This window comes from Devosia sp. J20-27 (assembly GCF_055808595.1).
The window spans coordinates 2,282,040-2,302,241 of sequence record NZ_CM147875.1 but is presented as its reverse complement, the minus strand read 5'-3'; the positions used below and the strand labels follow the sequence as shown (position 1 = coordinate 2,302,241).

19 protein-coding genes are annotated in these 20,202 nt (G+C 63.7%); 10 read left to right on the top strand and 9 right to left on the bottom strand.

Annotation, left to right across the window (positions count from 1 at the left end; genetic code table 11):
* Positions 1 to 24: 24 nt before the first annotated feature.
* Entirely contained in the window at positions 25 to 3,348 is a 3,324-nt protein-coding gene (gene carB / locus AC0L4C_RS11305; protein WP_473399669.1) for a carbamoyl-phosphate synthase large subunit, read from the top strand.
* Between the two features lie 177 nt (positions 3,349 to 3,525).
* On the top strand, positions 3,526 to 4,386 hold the full coding sequence (locus AC0L4C_RS11300) for a DMT family transporter (RefSeq protein ID WP_473399667.1): 861 nt from the start codon (positions 3,526 to 3,528) through the stop codon (positions 4,384 to 4,386).
* Here AC0L4C_RS11300 and AC0L4C_RS11295 read toward each other — a convergent pair.
* On the bottom strand, positions 4,383 to 5,372 hold the full coding sequence (locus tag AC0L4C_RS11295; RefSeq protein WP_473399665.1) for a class I SAM-dependent DNA methyltransferase: 990 nt from the start codon (positions 5,370 to 5,372) through the stop codon (positions 4,383 to 4,385). The genes AC0L4C_RS11300 and AC0L4C_RS11295 overlap by 4 nt on opposite strands.
* Before the next feature lie 165 nt (positions 5,373 to 5,537).
* Between AC0L4C_RS11295 and AC0L4C_RS11290 the strand changes: the two genes are divergently transcribed.
* The gene (locus AC0L4C_RS11290; protein WP_473399664.1) at positions 5,538 to 5,891 is read left to right on the top strand and encodes an iron chaperone; all 354 of its coding nucleotides are present in this window, start codon (positions 5,538 to 5,540) and stop codon (positions 5,889 to 5,891) included.
* A 60-nt stretch (positions 5,892 to 5,951) separates the two neighbouring features.
* Here the strand turns inward: AC0L4C_RS11290 and eno are convergent, their stop codons facing one another.
* Positions 5,952 to 7,226, bottom strand: a complete 1,275-nt coding sequence (gene eno, locus AC0L4C_RS11285) for a phosphopyruvate hydratase (protein WP_473399662.1) — start codon at positions 7,224 to 7,226, stop codon at positions 5,952 to 5,954.
* 238 nt (positions 7,227 to 7,464) lie between these two features.
* Here eno and AC0L4C_RS11280 point away from each other — a divergent pair, with 238 nt between their 5' ends.
* Positions 7,465 to 8,241, top strand: a complete 777-nt coding sequence (locus AC0L4C_RS11280; RefSeq protein ID WP_473399661.1) for a sulfite exporter TauE/SafE family protein — start codon at positions 7,465 to 7,467, stop codon at positions 8,239 to 8,241.
* 390 nt (positions 8,242 to 8,631) lie between these two features.
* On the top strand, positions 8,632 to 8,844 hold the full coding sequence (locus tag AC0L4C_RS11275) for a cold-shock protein (protein WP_473399660.1): 213 nt from the start codon (positions 8,632 to 8,634) through the stop codon (positions 8,842 to 8,844).
* A 172-nt stretch (positions 8,845 to 9,016) separates the two neighbouring features.
* On the opposite strand, the gene AC0L4C_RS11270 is transcribed toward AC0L4C_RS11275, so the two are convergent.
* A complete protein-coding gene (locus AC0L4C_RS11270) occupies positions 9,017 to 9,886 on the bottom strand; it encodes a FecR domain-containing protein (protein ID WP_473399659.1) in 870 nt (289 codons plus the stop codon).
* Positions 9,887 to 10,204: 318 nt separating this feature from the next.
* On the opposite strand from AC0L4C_RS11270, the gene greA reads away from it, so the two are divergent.
* Positions 10,205 to 10,678: a transcription elongation factor GreA gene (gene greA / locus AC0L4C_RS11265; protein WP_473399658.1), complete on the top strand. Its 474-nt coding sequence runs from the start codon at positions 10,205 to 10,207 to the stop codon at positions 10,676 to 10,678.
* Between the two features lie 6 nt (positions 10,679 to 10,684).
* Here greA and AC0L4C_RS11260 read toward each other — a convergent pair whose 3' ends face one another.
* Positions 10,685 to 11,605 (bottom strand): hypothetical protein, encoded by a 921-nt coding sequence (locus AC0L4C_RS11260; protein ID WP_473399656.1) that lies wholly within the window; start codon positions 11,603 to 11,605, stop codon positions 10,685 to 10,687.
* 364 nt (positions 11,606 to 11,969) lie between these two features.
* Here AC0L4C_RS11260 and trxB point away from each other — a divergent pair, with 364 nt between their 5' ends.
* The 4 genes from trxB (at position 11,970) to AC0L4C_RS11240 (ending at position 16,455) form a co-directional block, all read left to right on the top strand.
* Positions 11,970 to 12,920: a thioredoxin-disulfide reductase gene (trxB, locus tag AC0L4C_RS11255; protein ID WP_473399655.1), complete on the top strand. Its 951-nt coding sequence runs from the start codon at positions 11,970 to 11,972 to the stop codon at positions 12,918 to 12,920.
* Positions 12,920 to 13,813, top strand: a complete 894-nt coding sequence (locus tag AC0L4C_RS11250; protein WP_473399654.1) for a LysR family transcriptional regulator — start codon at positions 12,920 to 12,922, stop codon at positions 13,811 to 13,813. The genes trxB and AC0L4C_RS11250 overlap by 1 nt, the downstream gene beginning before the upstream one ends.
* Before the next feature lie 65 nt (positions 13,814 to 13,878).
* Positions 13,879 to 14,379 (top strand): hypothetical protein, encoded by a 501-nt coding sequence (locus tag AC0L4C_RS11245; protein ID WP_473399652.1) that lies wholly within the window; start codon positions 13,879 to 13,881, stop codon positions 14,377 to 14,379.
* Positions 14,380 to 15,300: 921 nt separating this feature from the next.
* Complete coding sequence (locus AC0L4C_RS11240; RefSeq protein WP_473399651.1) at positions 15,301 to 16,455, top strand: hypothetical protein; 1,155 nt, start codon at positions 15,301 to 15,303, stop codon at positions 16,453 to 16,455.
* On the opposite strand, the gene pip is transcribed toward AC0L4C_RS11240, so the two are convergent.
* The 5 genes from pip to AC0L4C_RS11215 form a co-directional block, all read right to left on the bottom strand.
* Positions 16,452 to 17,438: a prolyl aminopeptidase gene (gene pip, locus AC0L4C_RS11235; protein ID WP_473399650.1), complete on the bottom strand. Its 987-nt coding sequence runs from the start codon at positions 17,436 to 17,438 to the stop codon at positions 16,452 to 16,454. The two genes, AC0L4C_RS11240 and pip, sit on opposite strands and share 4 nt — an antisense overlap.
* Entirely contained in the window at positions 17,438 to 18,640 is a 1,203-nt protein-coding gene (locus AC0L4C_RS11230; RefSeq protein WP_473399649.1) for a pyridoxal phosphate-dependent aminotransferase, read from the bottom strand. The genes pip and AC0L4C_RS11230 overlap by 1 nt, the downstream gene beginning before the upstream one ends.
* 110 nt (positions 18,641 to 18,750) lie before the next feature.
* Positions 18,751 to 19,017, bottom strand: a complete 267-nt coding sequence (locus AC0L4C_RS11225) for a hypothetical protein (RefSeq protein WP_473399648.1) — start codon at positions 19,015 to 19,017, stop codon at positions 18,751 to 18,753.
* A 211-nt stretch (positions 19,018 to 19,228) separates the two neighbouring features.
* Entirely contained in the window at positions 19,229 to 19,483 is a 255-nt protein-coding gene (locus AC0L4C_RS11220; RefSeq protein ID WP_473399647.1) for a hypothetical protein, read from the bottom strand.
* A 176-nt stretch (positions 19,484 to 19,659) separates the two neighbouring features.
* Entirely contained in the window at positions 19,660 to 20,097 is a 438-nt protein-coding gene (locus tag AC0L4C_RS11215; protein WP_473399646.1) for a DUF4864 domain-containing protein, read from the bottom strand.
* Between the last annotated feature and the right edge of the window lie 105 nt (positions 20,098 to 20,202).

The window sequence follows — 20,202 nt, the reverse complement described above, 5'->3', positions numbered from 1 at the left end:
GCGCGCCAGACCCGAGACGAGCCCATGCCAAAACGTACCGATATCAAATCCATCCTCATCATCGGGGCGGGACCGATCATTATCGGGCAGGCATGCGAGTTCGACTATTCCGGCACCCAGGCGTGCAAGGCACTCAAGGACGAGGGCTACCGGATCATTCTGGTGAACTCCAATCCGGCGACGATCATGACCGATCCCGATCTTGCCCACGCCACCTACATGGAGCCGATCACCCCGGAAGTGGTGGCCAAGATCATCGAGAAGGAGCGACCTGACGCCCTGCTCCCGACCATGGGCGGCCAGACGGCGCTGAACTGCGCCCTCAGCCTGCGCAAGATGGGCGTGCTGGAAAAATACGGCGTCGAGATGATCGGCGCCACCGCCGAAGCCATCGACAAGGCCGAGGATCGCGAGTTGTTCCGCGATGCCATGAAAAAGATAGGCTTGTCGACGCCGCGCTCCATGCTGGCCCACAACACCATCGAGGCGCTGCAGGCGCTCGAAGTCATCGGCCTGCCCTGCATCATCCGCCCGAGCTTCACCCTCGGCGGCACCGGCGGCGGCATTGCCTATAACAAGGAAGAATTCCTCAACATCGTCGAAAGCGGCGTCGATGCCTCGCCCACCGACGAGGTGCTGATCGAGGAAAGCGTGCTCGGCTGGAAAGAGTACGAGATGGAGGTCGTTCGCGACAAGAACGACAACTGCATCATCATCTGCTCGATCGAGAACCTCGACCCGATGGGCGTCCACACCGGTGACTCGATCACCGTGGCGCCGGCCCTGACGCTGACCGACAAGGAATACCAGATCATGCGCGACGCCTCGCTGGCGGTGCTGCGCGAGATCGGCGTCGAGACCGGCGGCTCCAACGTGCAGTTCGCCATCAATCCCGATGATGGCCGCATGATCGTCATCGAGATGAACCCGCGCGTGTCGCGCTCTTCGGCACTGGCCTCCAAGGCCACCGGCTTCCCGATCGCCAAGGTCGCGGCGCGGCTGGCCGTCGGCTACACGCTGGACGAACTGGAAAACGACATCACCGGCGGCGCCACCCCGGCCAGCTTCGAGCCCAGCATCGACTATGTCGTCACCAAGATCCCGCGCTTTGCCTTCGAGAAGTTCCCCGGCGCCGACAACCGGCTGACCACCTCGATGAAGTCGGTGGGCGAGGCCATGGCCATCGGCCGTACCTTCCAGGAAAGCCTGCAGAAGGCGCTGCGCTCGCTCGAAACCGGGCTGACCGGGCTCAACGAGGTCGGCATTCCCGGCTATGTCCCCGGTGCCGCCGAGGACGACAACGAGAACGCCGTCGCGGCCGCCATCTCCACCGCCACGCCGCAGCGCCTGCTCTATGTCGCCGAGGCCATGCGGCTGGGCTGGAGCGTTCAGGACATCTACGACGCCTGCAAGATCGACAAGTGGTTCCTCGAGCAGATGCAGGGCCTCATCGATACCGAAAAGAAGGTTCGCGAATTCGGCCTGCCCGAGGACGCCAGCGTGCTGCGCAGCCTCAAGGCCATGGGCTTTTCCGATCGCCGGCTGGCCGACCTCGCCAACAAGAAGGCCAAGGACGTCCGCGACCTGCGCCTCAGCCTCGGCGTCCGGCCGGTCTACAAGCGCATCGATACCTCGGCTGCCGAGTTCGCCTCGCCCACCGCCTATATGTACTCGACCTACGAAACGCCGTTCGCCGGCGCCGTGGCCGACGAGGCACGCCCCTCGGACCGCAAGAAGGTGGTCATCCTCGGCGGCGGTCCCAACCGCATCGGCCAGGGCATCGAGTTCGACTATTGCTGCTGCCATGCCGCCTTCGCCCTGTCGGAGGCCGGCTATGAAACCATCATGGTCAACTGCAACCCCGAGACCGTCTCGACCGACTACGACACCTCCGACCGGCTCTATTTCGAGCCGCTCACCGAGGAAGACGTCATCGAGATCCTCGAGACCGAAAAGTCCAACGGCACGCTGCACGGCGTGATCGTGCAGTTCGGCGGCCAGACCCCGCTCAACCTTGCCGAAGCGGTGCAGAAGGCCGGCGTGCCGATCCTCGGCACCCAGCCCGACGCCATCGACCTCGCCGAGGACCGCGACCTGTTCTCCAAGCTGCTGAGCAGGCTCGAACTGCACCAGCCCAAGAACGGCATTGCCTATTCGCTCGAGCAGGCCCGCATCGTTGCCGAGCGGCTCGGCTATCCGCTGGTCATCCGCCCCAGTTACGTGCTGGGCGGCCGCGCCATGCAGATCGTGCATTCGCCCACCGAGTTCGAAGGCTATGTGCAGGACACCCTGACGTCGCTGGTGCCGCCCGATATCCTGATCCGCTATCCCAACGACAAGACCGGCCAGATCAACTCGGTGCTGTCCGACAATCCGCTGCTGTTCGACGGCTATCTCAGCCGCGCCACCGAGATCGACGTCGACTGCCTCGCCGACGGCAAGGACGTCTTCATCTGCGGCGTCATGGAGCATATCGAGGAAGCCGGCATCCACTCGGGCGACAGCGCCTGCTCGCTGCCGCCGCAGAACCTGTCGGACGAGATGATCGCCGAGCTCAAGCGCCAGACCGTCGAACTGGCCTTCGCGCTCAAGGTCGGCGGGCTGATGAACGTCCAGTATGCCATCAAGGACGGCACCATCTACCTGCTCGAAGTGAACCCGCGTGCCTCGCGCACCGTGCCGTTCGTCGCCAAGGTCATCGGCGTGCCGATCGCCAAGATCGCCAGCCGCATCATGGCCGGCGAGAGCCTCGCCAGCTTCGGCCTGGTCGAGAAAAAGCTCAACCACGTCGCCATCAAGGAAGCCGTGTTCCCGTTCAACCGCTTCCCCGGCGTCGACACGGTGCTCGGACCAGAAATGAAGTCGACCGGCGAAGTCATTGGTCTTGATACCGATTACGCCATCGCCTTTGCCAAGAGCCAGATCGGCTCCGGCACCAAGGTGCCGCGCACCGGCACGGCCTTCATCTCGGTCCGCGACGACGACAAATCGCTGATCCTCGACTTCTCGCGCAAGCTCGAGGCCGCCGGCTTCCAGATCGTGGCGACCTCGGGCACGCAGAAATACCTGGTCGAGAACGGCATCGCCGCCACCCGCGTCAACAAGGTGCTCGAAGGCCGGCCGCACATCGTGGATTCGATGAAGAATGGCGGCATCCAGCTGGTGATCAATACCACCGACGGCGCCAAGTCGATCTCGGACAGCCGCGACATCCGCCGCACCGCACTGATGGGCAAGATCCCCTATTACACCACCATCCCCGGCGCCACCGCCGCCGTGGAAGGCATCATCGCCTACCGCGACGGCAACCTGACGGTCCGCCCGCTGCAGGATTATTTCCTGGCGTAAGGATCGCCCTGCCCCCGATTGAAAAGCCCGGAACCGCTGTTCCGGGCTTTTTCTTGGCGCGGACAAGCAGCCGCTCCGACGCCTCTCACGCGATGGACCGGCGATGCGCTCCGCCGCAGTCGCCGCGCCGACGGTTTCGGCGTAAAAGAGCGTCTGATCTGGCGAGGACGTGCCCACATGAAGCTCATCGCGCTCACGGCCATTGCGATGGTGGCCTTTGCCGCCAATTCGGTGCTGGCCCGCCTGGCACTGGGCGCCGGTACCGCCGACGCGCTCAGCTTCACCGGCCTGCGCCTGCTGGCCGGGGCGGCGACGCTCTGGATACTCCTCGTGTCCCGGCAGACGCGACTGCGCACCGCCGTGGCCGGCAGCTGGACGGCCTCGGCGGCGCTGGCCGGCTATGCCCTGTCGTTTTCCGTCGCGTATCTGATGCTGGGCGCCGGCACCGGCGCGCTCATCCTCTTTGCCAGCGTGCAGCTCGGCATTCTGGGCTGGGCCATCCTCAAGGGCGACCGCCCCAGCCCTCTCGAATGGCTGGGCGTGGTCATCGCCTTTGCGGCGCTGGCCTATCTGGTCTCGCCCGGACTGGTCGCGCCTGATCCCATGGGCACGGCCCTGATGGTCGTCTCCGGGCTCTGCTGGGCCGCCTACACTCTGCTGGGACGCGGTTCGACCTCGCCGCTCGCCGACACGGCCGGCAATTTCGTCCGCGCCGCGCCGCTCGGCATCGTCCTCCTCGCCATCGGCATGCTCGGCCGGCCGCTCGAACCGGTGCCAGTGCTCTACGCCCTGGCGTCGGGCGCCATTGCCTCGGGGCTGGGCTACGCTCTCTGGTATGCCGTGCTGCCGCAGATGAGCCGTACCACAGCCGGTATCGTGCAACTCACCGTGCCGGCCATCGCCGCCGCGGGCGGCGTCGTGCTGATTGCCGAACCGTTGACCCTGCGCCTCGCCCTTGCCTCGGCCGGCATTTTGGGCGGCGTCGCCGTCGCGCTCGTTGCCGCCGACCGGCGGCGGCGGCGGCAAGCCGGCCGCTAGTTCGGCAGCACTGGTTCCAGCGGCAGCGCTGTTGCCAGATCGGAGAGCCCAGCCCCGACCGAGCCTGGCTGCCGCACCACCACCAGCAGCCCAGCCACCGGCACGCCGCGATCCTGCCGCAGCGGCGCCGTCTCGAAGGCGACGATCTCCAGCCCCGCATCGAGGCAGGCGGCGCGGGCCGCACTATCGTTGTGCGCATAGCGCAGAGAGGTCTGCAGCACGATGGCATCGTCGCCGTCATGGCGCTCCAGCGTGAAGGCAAACAGTCCGCCTGGCGCCAGCCGCCGCTGCACGGCCTCGAGGATCGGCGGCAGCTCGCCGCAATAGTTGAGCACGTCGGCCGCCGCCACCAGGTCCACCGTGCCGGAATGGCTGGCCAGATGCGCCATCAGTTCGGCCTTCTCCACCCGGTCGTAGATGCCCTTGCGCCCGGCCTCCTCGACCATAGCCCCGGAAAGATCGATGCCTTCCATGAAGGAGGCGCGACGCCGCAGCCGCTCCCCCATCAGCCCGGTGCCGCAGCCGAGATCGAGCACATACCCAACCTGCTCCAGCCCGCTCTGCTCGAGAGCGCTGTCGATCAGCTCCGCCAGCCGCACCGGCGCCTGATACCCCAGACCAATCACCAGTTCGGCCTCGAACCGGCTCGCATAGTCGTCGAACAGCGTTTCGACATAGGCAATCTCGGTGCCCTGCGGGGCCGGTGCCGCGCCGTGTGCTGCCAGCTTCAGCGCCGCGCCGAACAATCCGTCATGATCGAGCCGCGCCAGTTCGCGATAGGCGCCGATGGCCCCGGCGCTGTCTCCGGTCTCGCTGCGATAGTCGCCGAGCAGACACCAGCCCGCCGCCCAGCCGGGCGCCAGCTCCAGGGCCTGCTCCATCAGTTCTGCCGCTGCGGCAAAGTCATTGTCACCCGCCAGCGCTGCGGCATAGGCAGCACGGCGATCGGCGACCAGGTCGCCGGAGGAAAGCTGAAGGATACGCATGCGGGAAGGACTGCTCGGAGGAAGGCGCTCGCCATCTACCCGAGCCGATGGCAAAAGCAAGCGCAATCTGGCGCGCGGCTTGTTCGCACCCCCTGTCCAGGCATCAGGGCCATTGGCGACAACGGCCTGGTATGACAGCTTGGCAGGACCACGGGAGGACCTGGCATGGCGCCCCGCAAAACCCGGAAGACCGTCGCCGACTACATCGCCGGGCTGGAGCCGCATGCGGCCGAGGTCTTGCAACTCTTGCGCGACACGCTGCGCCAGGTGGCGCCCGACGTCGAGGAATCCATCAGCTACGACATCGTGCTGTTCAAGTACGCCGGCACCTACCTCTACGCCGGCGCCTGGAAGAAGCATGTCGGCCTCTACCCGGTCTATCCGGCACCAGACCTGGCGCTTGAAGCAGAGATCGCCCCCTACCGCTCCGGCAAGGACACGGTGCAGTTCAAGTACGGCAGGCCCGTGCCCGGCGATCTCGTCGCCCGCATCGCGGCGGCCCGCATCGGCGCCGGATGAGCAAAGGAAAACGGAGGCACCCCAAGGCACCTCCGCTCGTCAGATCAATGCTGAAGCCGATCAGGCCTTGAGAATATCGCGCCCGGCATATTTCGCCGTGGTGCCGAGCTGTTCCTCGATACGGATCAGCTGGTTGTACTTGGCGAGGCGATCCGAACGGCTGAGCGAGCCGGTCTTGATCTGCCCGCAATTGCAGGCGACCGCCAGGTCGGCAATCGTCGAGTCCTCGGTTTCGCCCGACCGGTGCGACATCACCGAGGTATAGGCGGCTCGATGCGCCGTATCGACGGCATCGAGCGTTTCCGACAGCGAGCCGATCTGGTTGACCTTGACCAGGATGGAGTTGGCGACGCCCATCTTGATGCCGGACTTCAGCCGCTCGGTATTGGTGACGAAGAGATCGTCGCCGACGAGTTGCACCTTCTTGCCGAGCAGGTCGGTGAGGATCTTCCAGCCCTCCCAGTCGTCCTCGGCCATGCCGTCCTCGATGGTGATGATCGGGAACTTGTCGACGAGCCCCGCGAGGAATTTGGCGTTGTCCTCGGACGACAGCGTCTTGCCCTCGCCTTCCATGGCGTACTTGCCGCCCTTGAAATACTCGGTCGAGGCGCAGTCGAGGCCGAGATAGACGTCCTTGCCGGCGGCATAGCCGGCCTTCTCTATCGACTTGACGATATAGTCCAGCGCTGCTTCCGCCGATTGCAGGTTGGGCGCAAAGCCGCCTTCGTCGCCGACATTGGTGTTGTGGCCGTCGGCCGCGAGGCCCTTCTTGAGCGTATGGAAGATTTCCGAGCCGATCTGCACCGCATGGGCGATGGATTCAGCCCCGACCGGCAGGATCATGAACTCCTGCATGTCGATCGGATTGTCGGCATGCGCGCCGCCATTGATGATGTTCATCATCGGCACCGGCAGCACATGCGCATTCGGCCCGCCGACGTAGCGGAACAACGGCAGCGCCGCGCTTTCGGCCGCCGCCTTGGCCACTGCCAGCGACACGCCGAGAATGGCATTGGCGCCCAGGCGGCTCTTGTTGGGCGTGCCGTCGAGATCGATCATCGCCTGGTTGACCGCCAGCTGGTCCAGCGCGTCGAGACCCTGGATCTCGGAGAGGATCTCGGTATTGACGTTGTCGACCGCCTTGGTGACGCCCTTGCCCAGGAAGGCCTTGCCGCCGTCGCGCAGCTCGACCGCCTCGTGCGCGCCGGTCGACGCACCCGAGGGCACGATGGCGCGGCCAAAGCTGCCATCGTCCAGCACCACATCGACTTCCACGGTGGGATTGCCCCGGCTGTCGAAAACCTGACGGCCGGTGATATCGATGATCGCTGACATGGGGTGCCCCTTGAGAAAACGGTGTTTTGACCTTCCTAGACAACGCTTGTGACAACTGGAAGGGCCTGCAACGAAAAAATCCCCCGCCGCCCGGCTCCGGGCGCTGCCGCGCCGCCGGCATCAGGAACGATTTTGCCGATCCCGCGCCCGGCGCAGAATCCCTTCCCACTGGCGCTACTGGCCTTGCAGCGGCGCCGGGGCTAGGTTGCGGCACTGGCACGCGGGGGCGGGGTCTTATTTGTTCGGCATCGATCCGCTCTACTCGCTCAGCGGCTTTTTCGTCGGCATGGTTGTTGGCCTGACCGGGGTCGGCGGCGGCTCGTTGATGACGCCGCTCCTCATCCTGCTTTTCAATGTCCACCCGGCCACGGCCGTCGGCACCGACCTGCTCTATGCCGCCCTCACCAAGTCGGCCGGCACGCTCATGCACGGCTACAACCGCAATGTGGACTGGTCGGTCGTCCTCAAGCTGGGCATCGGCAGCGTCTCGGCAGCCGTCCTCACCCTCTGGACCATGTCCGGAATGGAGGCCGATCCGGCGGCCAGCAAGCTCATCGCGCAAGTCCTCGGCGGCATGCTGATCCTCACCGCCCTTACCCTGTTTGCGCGCCGCTGGCTGCTCGGCTTCAGCCGCTCGCACAACGAACTCGACCCGCGCACCCAGACGGCGTTGACCATCGCCACCGGCGCCGTCATCGGCGTGCTCGTCTCGGTGTCCTCGGTCGGGGCCGGCGCCATCGGCGTCACCGCCCTGATGCTGCTCTATCCGCGCCTGCCGCTGTTGCGGATCGTTGCCACCGACGTTGCCCACGCCGTGCCGCTCACCGCCGTCGCCGGACTCGGGCACTGGGCCATCGGCAATGTCGATGGCGGCATGCTGGCCTCGCTGCTCGTCGGCTCGGTGCCCGGCATCCTGATCGCCAGCTGGTTTTCACCCCGCGTGCCGGAACGCGTGCTGCGCTTCCTGCTTGCCACTGTGCTGGCCGTGGTCGGCGCCAAGCTGCTCTTCGGCTGACCCCGCGCCAGCCCCGTCCGGCAAAATCTGCTTCCAACCCGGCAGACTCGGGCCTATTATCGTTGCGTCTCGGGGCCAGCGAGGGGAGCCGGGACGCGCCTGCCTCTATTTGCCTGCTTCTGCCTGGACACCGCTCCGGCATTGCGGTGACAGAAAGCGATGCGGCAAAGTCTCACCTGGCAGCCTATTGGCGGCCGGGAGCGTAGCTATGCGCGCCGACATATTGCCGCTTCCCAAGATTCACGCTAAGTACAGTACGTCGAATATTAGGGCCAACTGTGCGTGCCTGGCGAGTCACACGCGCCTGCTGACGTCACTACCCGGGAATTCGATTGGCGGTCGTCCCGATTGGGGTGGGGACCGCTACGGCAGACTGCGAGAGGGACTTATATGGCTACCGGTACAGTTAAGTGGTTCAACGGTCAGAAGGGCTACGGATTCATCCAGCCTGATGAGGGCGGGGCCGATGTGTTCGTGCACATCTCCGCCGTTCAGCGCTCTGGCCTGAACGGGCTCGATGAGGGCCAGAAAGTCAATTACGAGATCGTCAAGGACAAGCGCACGGGCAAATCCGCCGCTGACAACCTGACCCCTGTCGCCTGAGACAGGGATCTCGACGCAAATAAGGGCGTGGCCTGCGGGGGTCACGCCCTTTTTGTAGCCTTGCAGAGGGTCGCCCGGCAGCTAGTCGTTGTCCTTTGCAGCTTTCTCGGAGGCCTTCGAAGCCTCTTCGGACGCTTTCTCGGCTCCCTTCGAAGCCTCTTCGGCTGCCTTCTCAGTTTCCTTGTTCGCTTTCTCGGAGGCCTTTTCGGCCTCCTTGCTGGCTGTCTCGGCCGCCTTCCCGGCGTACTTGCCAGCCTTTTCTGCTTCCTTGTTGGCTTTCTCGGCAGCTTTTCTGGGAGTCCTTGTTGGACTTTTCGACCGCTTTTTCGGCCGCCTTGGCAGCCTTTTCGGCCTGCTTGGGGCTCAGACCCGCTGCCAGCGCTGCGGCGCGTGCCGCGGCGGCGGCCGATGCCGGATCGCCCAGCTTCGCCACAATCCGGACGCCTGCTTCTGCAACCGGTTTGCCCTTCGCGTCGAAAACGACAGGCAACTGCCCCTGCCCGGCCACCGCGAGCGGTGTGCCGTTAGAGGAACTCGCCGATTGCCCCGCTGCGACCGTCGTTGACTGACGCGTATCCCGGTCCTTCACCGCGACGCGCCCGCGCTGCACATCGACCGAAGCGCCCTCGCGATCCGACGTCACGACAAAACGGGTGCCTTTGACCACGGCAGCCAGATAGGGCGTCTGCACCGAAAAGTGCTGCACCTGGCGCACCTCGGCTTCGACGCCGACCGTGCCGAAATACTGTTTGACGGTGGTGAACTTGTTTCTGCCGGCGCGATCGAAGATCTGGATCTGCGTATCGCCGCCCAGTTCGATGATTTCCGCGCCACGCACGAAGGTGACCTGCCCCGAGCGCAAGGTGCGGATCACCCGGTCGTCGGGCACCACAGCGCCGCGCGCCAGCTTGACCCACTCGCCGTCGACCAGTTCCAGCACCGGGCCGCGCAGCCGTTTGGCCACCCAGTCATCCGCAAGGCTGGCCGAGGTCCCCAGCGCAAAAAGCACCACAGAAACGGCGCAGGCGATCAATTTGAACACGATTTGTCCCACCTTTCGAGAACTTGCGAAGAACTCTGGGGCCTGATCGCTATGAGAACAATTAATGCGCCGATCACGGTGATCAACGTGGCAAAAAATCGGTAAATCGGCGCCCGTAGTCTCCTGTCCCGGACCAACCGCGGGTCAGCGGGTCGGGCAGCCCTTGAAACCCCCGGCCGCACTCCCATATGGGCTGACGCCGGGCGCATGCTTGACCGACGCAGCGCACACGGGCAAATTCAGCGGGCTTTCCCTCAGTCGCCGTATCGTGCAAGCCGATGACTTTGGCGGGAAGCTGCTTATTGACTGGAGAACCCAATGGACAAGATCCCGATGACACCAGCCGGGCATGCGGCTCTGACGGAAGAATACCGTCGCCGTACTGCCGAGGACCGTCGGTCGATCATTGCCGCGATTTCGGAAGCGCGCGCCCACGGCGACCTGTCGGAAAACGCCGAGTATCACGCTGCCAAGGAGCAGCAGAGCCTCAATGAGGGCCGCATCCAGGAACTGGAAGCGCTGCTGGCGCTGGCCGAAGTGGTCGACCCCAAGTCGCTGTCCGGCTCGACCATCAAGTTCGGCGCCACGGTCAAGCTGATCGACGAGGATACCGAGCAGGAAAAGCAGTATCAGATCGTCGGCGACGCAGAAGCAGATGCCAGCAACGGCCGGATCTCGATTTCGTCTCCCATCGCCCGCGCCATGATTGGCAAGTCGGTCGGCGACGCCATCGAAGTCGCAGCGCCCGGTGGCGCGCGCGGCTACGAGATCCTCCAGGTCGAGTACATCTGAGGATTTTCAGGAATTTTTCTTTCCCTTCTCTTTTCGATCAGCGTCATCGAGCACGGTGACGCTGACTCGGATAGCATTGCGAAAGAACCCAACCCAGAACCACTCGTAAAAGAGCCAGAGCGCTGCGAAGCTGGCAGCAATCACAAACATGGGGTCCAGCGCTTCCAGACGCCGTTGTGGCGTCTGATTCTCAATGTTGAATCCCTCTTCGTCCATCGCGAAGTTATTGTGGTCTGCGCCAGAAGAACCAGTGCAACTTGAACTTGAAATAACTTCTTGACCCTTTACTGCCGCGCCATCAGAAATTCCCGACGCAGTCACACTGAACTCCACCAAGCAATTAGTAAACGGACTGCCGTCATCGGTATCTATAGCGCTAGATGCAAGGACGCCAACGACAAGAACGATACTCATTAAAGCCGCAACTTGGAAAAACGCGTACCTTCTAGGATCTTCTTCTCTGATATTATATAGAAGCATATACAATAAAAATGTCGATAGATGAAGAAGTGTTATTATATACGCAGCGATAGAAAACGGCTTGTCAACTGGACCTAGTATTTGTAGCCAATAGAGACAACTCAAAGCCACCGCAATCCCCATCGCTCTTGCGAACTTTAACTGCCCATCTATCTCGGCAACGACCTCCACATCTGTCAGACCACCCTCCTTGGAAAGGTTGGGGTCATGATAATTCACAGATAGTATAGAAAACGCCAGAAAAACCAAAATTGTGGGCAAAAGAAACATCTGAGTATTGATCAAGAACATGTTCTTGTCGAACCGGGGCTCTAGCCCAAGGATAAATCTCGACAGGAGCACCGCGCCTACAGCAGCCGGAATAAAATATGGAGATCGACTTGGCCTAAGATATTCCAGAATTGGACTTATGGCAGCAAAGCTGCCCGTGATCGGAAGAATTGCCATTCTTATCCTCACAACTGTTCAAGAGAGGATACCGCAGTCTGCGAGGAACCGCAATATTCGTTGTGACCAACTGTATTTAGGACGTGGTTATTATGGAATGTCCTGCGGATGACGTCCGCCCCGGAGGTTCTCCGATTTCGAAACTCACCGTACGCAGGATTTCCAAGAGTGGTGATTCGTTGGTCGTACGCTGGCAGCGCTCGACTAGCAGCGTTTTTTTTTGCTGGTAGGAGCCGCAAAGCGAGTCTTTTCGGTGAGTCCTTGTCATTCCGGTAGGCCCGTGTGGCTTTGTCGCCTTGAAAGCGCCCTCCGGAACAACCTACTTTAGTGCAACTCTCCTTTGTCTCGTGTGCGGAGCGTCAAAATGCACGCCAAGGTCGTCATCATCGGGTCCGGACCGGCCGGATACACAGCCGCCATCTATGCGGCCCGCGCCATGCTTGAGCCGGTCATGATCAACGGCATTCAGCCGGGCGGTCAGCTCACCATCACCACCGATGTCGAGAACTATCCCGGCTTTGCCGACGTCATCCAGGGCCCCTGGCTGATGGAGCAGATGAAGGCCCAGGCCGAACATGTCGGGACCAGGACCGTCAACGACATGATCGTCGAGGTCGATTTCGACCACCGTCCGTTCCGCCTCACCGGCGACAGCGGCACCGTCTACACGGCCGACAGCGTCATCATCGCCACCGGCGCCCAGGCCCGCTGGCTCGGGCTCGAATCGGAATCCAAGTTCCAGGGTTTCGGCGTAAGTGCCTGCGCCACCTGCGATGGTTTCTTCTATCGCGGCAAGGAAGTGGTCGTCGTCGGCGGCGGCAACACCGCCGTGGAGGAAGCCCTATTCCTCACCAATTTCGCCTCCAAGGTCACCGTCGTGCACCGCCGCGGCGAGTTCCGGGCCGAACGCATCCTGCAGGAGCGCCTGTTCAAGAACCCCAAGATCGAGGTCATCTGGAATGCCGAGATCGAGGAAGTGTTCGGCGACACCATGCCGCCCTCGGTCAAGGGCGTGAAGATCCGAGACACCAAGTCCGGCCATGTCACCGACAAGGCAGTCGACGGCGTGTTCGTCGCCATCGGCCATTCGCCGGCCACCGCCATCTTCGCCGGCAAGCTCGACATGAAGCCCGGCGGCTATCTCAAGACCGTGCCCGGCAGCGCCCAGACCAACATTCCCGGGGTCTTCGCCGCCGGCGATGTGACCGACGACATCTACCGTCAGGCGGTCACCGCCGCGGGCATGGGCTGCATGGCCGCGCTCGATGCCGAGCGCTTCCTTGCCGAGCACGACCTGGCCGAGGCGGCAGAGTAATGCTCGATTGGGACAAGCTTCGCATCTTTCACACTGCTGCTGAATCGGGAAGCTTCACCCACGCGGCCGAAAAGCTGAACATGAGCCAGTCTGCCGTTTCCCGGCAGATTTCGGCGCTCGAGGAAGACCTCGGGCTCAAGCTCTTCATCCGCCATGCCCGGGGCCTCGTGCTCACCGAAGTCGGCGAGCAGTTGTTCCGCACCGCCCATCGCATGCACTGGGAACTGCAGCAGGTCGAGACCCAGATGTCCGACAGCCAGGACGTGCCGACGGGGCCGCTGCTGGTCACCACCACGGTCGGCATCGGCTCGACCTGGCTGAGTTCGCGCATTCACGAGTTCCTGCTGCTCTATCCGGACATCCAGATCGAGATCAAACTCAACGACGCCGAGCTCGATCTCGCCATGCGCGAGGCCGATGTGGCCATCCGGCTGCATCGCCCGAACCAGTCCGAGATGATCCAGCGCAAGCTGTTCACCGTGCACAACCACTTCTACGCGTCCAAGGAATATCTGGCGCAGAACGGCGAGCCCAAGTCGGTCGAGGAACTCGACAAGCACCGCATCATCGCCTTTGGCGAACCTGTGCCAAGCTATCTGGGCGACATCAACTATCTCGAGCGCCTCGGCCGCCCCGATTCCTCGCCGCGCCGCGCGTCCATGAAGGTCAACGCCATCTACGGCATGATGCAGGCCGCCCGTGCCGGCATCGGCATCGCCATGCTGCCCGATTACGTCACCGAGAATGAAGCCAACCTGCAGCGCGTCCTCGGCGGCATCGAGATCCCCGCCTACGAAGCCTATTTCGTCTATCCGCCGGCGCTCAAGAACTCCAAGCGCGTCGGCGTCTTCCGCGACTTCATCGTCGGCAAGGCCAGGGAGTGGAGCTTCTAGCGCCCTTCATCGGCGGTTCAGGCGGGTACGTCTAGGTCCCGGGGACCACATCCCGGAGAACTCCCATGCGTCGTCTGGCCCTTGCCCTTGTGTGCCTGCCACTGCTCCCTGCCCCTGCATTCGCCCAGGCTGCGACGGTGGCGCCGCAACAGATCGGCGAAATCTTCTGCATCTCCCGCCTCGGCGACGACGACGCCGTTCTCTCCGGTGTGCTCAGCGCCGAACTGCGGACCCTGATCGCCTATGCGCAGGCCCGCAATGACACTATCGCCCGGGCCTATCCGGACGAGAAGCCGTCGCTTGGCGACGGCGTGCCGTGGAGCAGTTTCCCCGATGCCATCGACACCTGTACCCTTGGCAGCATCGCCACCGAAGGCTCCACCGCCCTCGTCGCCATCAGCTACGGCTTTGCCTCGGCCCCCGGCGCCGACTTCTCCGATACGCTCGAGCTCACCGCCGCGCCCCACCCTGACGACCCCCAGTCCGCCGTCTGGCGCATCAGCAACGTGCGCTACACCGTCGGCGGCACACTGAGCGAGGCCCTGCAGGGCGCGTTTAGCGACTGACACAGCTGCGACGTGCACAGCCCCCACAGACATGCGCCTCGCGCATAGCTGCCATGACCGCCCTCGCCATTGTTAGGTCAGCATCTAGGACCTATATGCGCCGCAGACATCGGCTGAGCGCTCCTCCTCCCTCCCGCGCTCGTCGTGTGTTCCTCCCTTGTGGGCGCTCTGCGCCTGCAACTTTGGCTCCGCTCCCCCTCGAGCGGAGCCTTTCTTTTTTCGGGCTGGATGAGGCTGGCGGCAATCGCCGCCACGTCGTTTCGTAGGTCAGACATGCTGACCAATCCCTGCGAGAAATGCATGGCTGACATGAGGGAAGTCCCATTGCTGACAATCGTTATCATAGGCATATTCCTCCTTGTCGATGTGACGTGACCCGTATCCTCCTCCCTCGGTTCACGACTGCGACACGCGGGCAAAGCTCCTCTCCTCCTCCCTGGAGTGATGCCCACCGGCAAATGGCGTATCCTCCTCCCTCGTCCATTTGCCATACTTTGGATTTGGACTCCGGTCCTAGTCATTCAGGCCCCATCTTCGGATGGGGCCTTTTTTTCGCGACCGGCGCGAAGGACAAAGTGCCGTACTTGCAGAAAATGCATGGCAGCCGTTCCGAGCCAGCGTTTGTACCGGCATCACGCCCGGGAGATATTGGCCTCAAGAGCTTGCGGCCTCCTCCTCCTCCCTGGCCGCTCCTCTCAATGGTCACCGCTTCGGCAGTGACCCGAAGACCCCGCTCATCCCCTCGAGCGGGGTCTTTCTTTTTCGGCAGCGCCTGCACCCTGCCCGGCACGATTGCCCCGGCAGATTCTGCCGCGCGACTGAATCTGCATGCCAGCACCCAGCCGTAAGCCATTGATTTCGCGCAGTTCGACTCTGGCACGGCTGATGCATCTCATCGCCTGAGCGATCCGGAGATGCGCCATGACGTCGATCAGTGCCACCAGCAGCTACACCTCGAGCTATGCCAGTCTGCTCGCCAGCACGCAGAGCCAGGCCAAGACCACTGCAGCGGCCGCATCGAACTACGGCTCCAGCCAGTCGGGGGCGACCACCATCACCCTGTCGGATGCCGCCAGGGCAGCCATGACGATCAAGGATTTCGCCACGGTGATCGCCGAGGCGCGCGCCACCATGGATCAGCTGCTCAGCGACGCCAGGCTCACCAGCCCGCTGGGCGAAAACGGCAAGCCCGCTGTCGATCTCTCCAAGGTCGATCGTCGCGAGCTCTATGCCATGAGCATCAACGCCGGCCAGAGCTGCACCGCCGACGAACAGAAGTCGGCGCAGGCCGAACTGCAGTCCCGCTTCGACCAGGCCCTCGCCGGCCCCACGGCGGTCGGCCGCGTCACCGGCAAGGTCGACGGGCTCTATGCCGCAGCGCTCGATCATTTCGACGCCATGGGCCCCGAGGAAAAGGCCAGCAGCGGCTATGCGGACGCCCGCAAGGCCATCGTGCAGATGATCGCCAAGCTCAAGACCGATCCGGGCACCCTGCCCGGCACCTTCAGCAACGATCCGGTCAACGACTACATGGAGCGCCTTGCCGCCGGCGAAACCGGCGAGTTGCGCTCGATTGCCGATGTCGGCGCCGATGCTCGCACCACGCTCGACGCGCAATATGCCGCCGGCGGCACTGCCGCCAATTTCAAGGATTTCGACAGCCGCTCGCTGGCCGCCGTAGCGCTCAATACCGACAACGCCTTCTCGGAGGCCGAGACCCGCGCGGCCCGTTCCGAAATGCGCAATCGCACCGGTGCCGCCGTGCTGGCCGCGCTCAACTCCGCCGATGCCGTCAGCAACCCGGCCGGCTTCTCGCAGAATGTCATCTCGCTCTATGGCGCCATGAGCACGGAGGAGCGCGCCGCCGCCGGCTGGTCCGACAACCTCTATGCCGCCGCCGTCGCCAGCTATCAGTCGTCCAGCAAGCTCGCGTCCATGCTCGGCTCAACCACCGGCAACAGCTCATGGTGGAACACCGGCAGTTCCGACAGCAGCAGCAGCGCGTGGTGGAACGACACCAGCTCGGACAGCGACAGCGAGAGCGGGGACAAGATGAGCCTGATGAGCTACCTCTAGCCGGCCGTCTCCTGCTTTTGCACGATGGTCTCGGCCATCCGGTCCAGCGCCGCCGTCACCGCCTCGGCCATTGCGGCATGATCGGTCGAGTGACCGGCGCCCTCGATCAGCACCAGTTCGGCCTCCGGCCAGGCCGCCGCCAGCTCCCGCGCCGTATGGACAGGCGCCTGCGGGTCACTGGTGCCCTGCACCAGAACCCCGGCAATGCCCTCGAGACGCCCCGCGTCACGCAGCAATTGCCCGTCCTCCAGCCACGCCGCGTGGCGGAAATAGTGCGTCACGATCCGCCCGCGCGCCAGCCGGTAGGCCGGATCGTTCCAGCGCTCCGGCCACGTGCCGCCCGGCTCGGCCAGCAGTGCCGCCGCCTCCCAGCGATGGAAGTCCTCGGCCGCTTTGTCGCGCACTGCAGCGTCGGCATCGAACATCAGCTCGTTATAGGCGGCAAGCAGCCCGCTTTCGTCCGTCCCCTCGGGCACGCCGGCACGAAACGCCGACCATTGCTCCGGCAGCTCCGCCACAAGTCCGCGATAGAGCCAGTCGATCTCGCTCTGCCGCGTCGTCATCACGCCCTGCAGCACCATTCCCGCAACCCGCTCGGGATGCATCTCGGCATAGGCCAGCGCCAGCGTCGTGCCCCAGCTATTGCCGTAAATCACCCAGCGCTCGACCCCGATCAGTTCGCGCAGCCGCTCGATATCGGCGACCAGGTGCCATGTCGTATTGGTCGAGAGATCGACCTCCGGTCGCCCGGCGCTTGGCCGGCTCCGCCCGCTATTGCGCTGGTCGAAGCTGAAGACGCGATATTGCGCCGGATTGAAAAACCGGCGCACTGAAGGCGAAAAGCCCGAGCCCGGCCCGCCATGTAGCGTCAGCGCCGGAATGCCCGCCGGATTGCCCGCCTCTTCCCAGAAGATCGAATGACCGTCACCGGTCATCAGCAGGCCTTGCGAATAGGCTTCGAGCTCGGAGGATGGCTCGTTCATCAGCTGACCTTGTGGCAGAAATCCTGGATGCGGCTGACCGCATCCTCGAGTTGGCTGGTGGCCGCGGCGTAGCTCAGCCGCATGTGCCCCGGCAGCCCGAAGGCCGTGCCATGCACCAGCGCCACCCCGGTTTCGGCCAGCAGCGCCAGCACCACATCTTCGTCTGTCGCCAGCTTCGTGCCGCCGCCCGACGTCTTGCCCAGCAGGTTCTCGACCGACGGGAAGACGTAGAACGCGCCTTCCGGCGTCAGGCATTCGAGCCCGGTATTGGCGTTGAGCCCCTTCACTACCAGGTCGCGGCGATCCTGGAAGATGGCGCGCCACTCCTTGAGAAAATCCTGCGGCCCGTTCAGCGCTTCCACCGCCGCCCATTGCGAGATCGAGCTCGGGTTGGTGGTCGACTGGCTCTGCAGCTTGTTCATCGCGCCCAGCAGCGGCCTGGGCCCGGTGCAATAGCCGATGCGCCAGCCGGTCATGGCATGCGACTTGGAGACGCCGTTCATCGTCAGCGTCCGCGCCTGCAGCTGCGGCTCGACTTCCGCGATGGTGGCGAAGCTGCCGCCGTCATAGACCAGCACTTCGTAGATGTCGTCGGTGAGGATGTGCACCTGCGGGTGCCGCAGCAGCACGTCGGCCAGTCCGCGCAGCTCGTCGCGCGTATAGGCGGCGCCGGTCGGATTGGACGGCGTGTTGAGGATCAGCCACTTGGTCCTGGGGGTGATCGCCTGCTCCAGCACCTCGGGCTTGAGCTTGAAGCCTTTCGAGGCGTCCGCCACCGCCAGCACCGGATTGGCGTCGCAGAGCCGCACGATCTCGGGATAGCTCACCCAGTACGGCACCGGGATCACCACGTCGTCGCCGACATTGAGCGTCGCCATCAGCGCATTGAAGATGATCTGCTTGCCGCCCGCCGCCACAAAGCAGTCAGCCGCCGTGACATCGAGCTTGTTGTCGCGCCGGAATTTTTGCGCCACCGCTTCCTTGAGTTCGGGAATCCCGTCGACCGCCGTGTAGCGCGTCTTGCCCGAGTTGATCGCGGCAATGGCGGCATTCCGCACGTTCTCGGGCGTATCGAAATCGGGTTCACCTGCAGCCAGCGAGATCACGTCCTGCCCGGCCCGCTTCATTTCGGCGGCCTTGGAATTGATGGCAACAGTGGCGGACGGCTGGATGCGACCCAGCGCGTCGGACAGGAAACCCATGATTTTCTCCCTCGGATATCGGGGGTTTCCTAAGGCCTCGCCACCTGTCCCGCAACAAAAACCGGCGGCGCCGCAAGGGAACCGCCGGCCGGAAAGTGCTTCGGCCGGATCTACTGCTGGCAAACCCAGACAAAGTCGGAACCGTCGAATGTGCGCTTTGGCGTCCCACCGGCGGCCAGGCAGGCGACACGCGGGCTGACGCTCGGGCGCTCGGCGTGGAACTCGTCGCCCGGGCGCGTTGCCTCACCCGTCTGCGCGCCCTTGGACACCGTGAACTGGTAGACGAAATTTTTGGTCGGCACGAAAGCTGACGCCGTGTTGACGGCAAGAGAAGACGCAGCGAGAGCCACCAGGGCAACGACGACGAGCTTTTTCATTTCAAGGGTCCTGACAAGAGGTCTGCATCGCGGTGTTGCGATGGGGCCTGTCTAGAGACCGGCAACTGAATGGCTTTGGTGGCGGCTATTCACTTGGCATTCACCAAGGTGAACGCCGACCCGGCCGCTCCGAAAGGGGCGACCCTATGGCAGTTCTGCGTGGCAAAGGCCGGCACGTTCGGGCCGGCCTCAAGGCGCAAAGCTGTTGGCGCTACTGGACACACACCCAGACAAACTCGGTGCCATCGAACCGGCGCTTCGGCGTGCCACCCGTCGCCTCGCACTCGACCCGTGTGTCGACCTTGGCGACGGTGGGATAGAACGCATCGCCGGGGCTCGTCGCCTGGCCTTTGGCACCAGGATTGTAGGGCGGCATCTTGCCGCCAAGGCTCACCGCAGGGGCGGCGCCAGTCATGGAAAGGCTGATCAGCAGAACGAGGGCGGTGGCAGCAGAGGTACGGATCATTTGAAATCTCCAGGGGTTGCTTGTCGCTACGCAGCGACTGCCTCGTTCTAGAGAGACTCTGTTGAACCTGATCTGATGCCGGCATTCATCCGGTGTTTATATATAATTTCCGTCACAATAACGGAAATTGCCCTAGTGATCCGGATCTATGGCTGACATCCGGTCGTCCGCGGACTCTAGATGCTCACCGCCGCCGTCTTGCTCAGTTGCACGCCCTGCACGCGCCAGCCCTCCTCTTCCTCGGTCAGTAGGTAGACCGCTTCGTACAGTTCCTGCTTGGACCCTACGAACTTGACCACCTGCGCCACGCCGGTCTCTCCAACCTTCTGGAAGGCGCCGAAGCTGTGCGACAGCGACAGGCCGATCGGTGCGTAACCGGAACCCATGATCGACACGTAGAATGACTCGGGAGATGGAAAGGCGGCCTGGAAGTTCTTGCCGGCATAGCCGAGCGCGGCTTTGGCGTCACGATCGCGGAAAGCCTGGATTTGTCCGCTGATGCTGTCCTGCCATGGCGTCGGCCCGGCCGCGTCCTGCGCGGCGAGCGGCGTGACCGCGAAGATCATGATGAGGAACGCAAACCAGACGCGAAAAGGTGTCGAGAGAGATCTCATGCTCCCCTCCTTGCTGTTGGCGCGGCGGGTGCTGCCGCAAAGGCGCCTCAAAATGGTACGCGCCTCACCTCAACAGCTACGAACAAAATCCGCATTGAGTTGATC

What these genes read in the sequence shown, in the direction of transcription:
- carB (WP_473399669.1), top strand. Translation starts at nt 25, where the DNA reads ATGCCAAAACGTACCGATATCAAATCCATCCTCATCATCGGGGCGGGA.
- AC0L4C_RS11300 (WP_473399667.1), top strand. Translation starts at nt 3,526, where the DNA reads ATGAAGCTCATCGCGCTCACGGCCATTGCGATGGTGGCCTTTGCCGCC.
- AC0L4C_RS11295 (WP_473399665.1), bottom strand. Translation starts at nt 5,372, where the DNA reads ATGCGTATCCTTCAGCTTTCCTCCGGCGACCTGGTCGCCGATCGCCGT.
- AC0L4C_RS11290 (WP_473399664.1), top strand. Translation starts at nt 5,538, where the DNA reads ATGGCGCCCCGCAAAACCCGGAAGACCGTCGCCGACTACATCGCCGGG.
- eno (WP_473399662.1), bottom strand. Translation starts at nt 7,226, where the DNA reads ATGTCAGCGATCATCGATATCACCGGCCGTCAGGTTTTCGACAGCCGG.
- AC0L4C_RS11275 (WP_473399660.1), top strand. Translation starts at nt 8,632, where the DNA reads ATGGCTACCGGTACAGTTAAGTGGTTCAACGGTCAGAAGGGCTACGGA.
- greA (WP_473399658.1), top strand. Translation starts at nt 10,205, where the DNA reads ATGGACAAGATCCCGATGACACCAGCCGGGCATGCGGCTCTGACGGAA.
- AC0L4C_RS11260 (WP_473399656.1), bottom strand. Translation starts at nt 11,605, where the DNA reads ATGGCAATTCTTCCGATCACGGGCAGCTTTGCTGCCATAAGTCCAATT.
- trxB (WP_473399655.1), top strand. Translation starts at nt 11,970, where the DNA reads ATGCACGCCAAGGTCGTCATCATCGGGTCCGGACCGGCCGGATACACA.
- AC0L4C_RS11250 (WP_473399654.1), top strand. Translation starts at nt 12,920, where the DNA reads ATGCTCGATTGGGACAAGCTTCGCATCTTTCACACTGCTGCTGAATCG.
- AC0L4C_RS11245 (WP_473399652.1), top strand. Translation starts at nt 13,879, where the DNA reads ATGCGTCGTCTGGCCCTTGCCCTTGTGTGCCTGCCACTGCTCCCTGCC.
- AC0L4C_RS11240 (WP_473399651.1), top strand. Translation starts at nt 15,301, where the DNA reads ATGACGTCGATCAGTGCCACCAGCAGCTACACCTCGAGCTATGCCAGT.
- pip (WP_473399650.1), bottom strand. Translation starts at nt 17,438, where the DNA reads ATGAACGAGCCATCCTCCGAGCTCGAAGCCTATTCGCAAGGCCTGCTG.
- AC0L4C_RS11230 (WP_473399649.1), bottom strand. Translation starts at nt 18,640, where the DNA reads ATGGGTTTCCTGTCCGACGCGCTGGGTCGCATCCAGCCGTCCGCCACT.
- AC0L4C_RS11225 (WP_473399648.1), bottom strand. Translation starts at nt 19,017, where the DNA reads ATGAAAAAGCTCGTCGTCGTTGCCCTGGTGGCTCTCGCTGCGTCTTCT.
- AC0L4C_RS11220 (WP_473399647.1), bottom strand. Translation starts at nt 19,483, where the DNA reads ATGATCCGTACCTCTGCTGCCACCGCCCTCGTTCTGCTGATCAGCCTT.
- AC0L4C_RS11215 (WP_473399646.1), bottom strand. Translation starts at nt 20,097, where the DNA reads ATGAGATCTCTCTCGACACCTTTTCGCGTCTGGTTTGCGTTCCTCATC.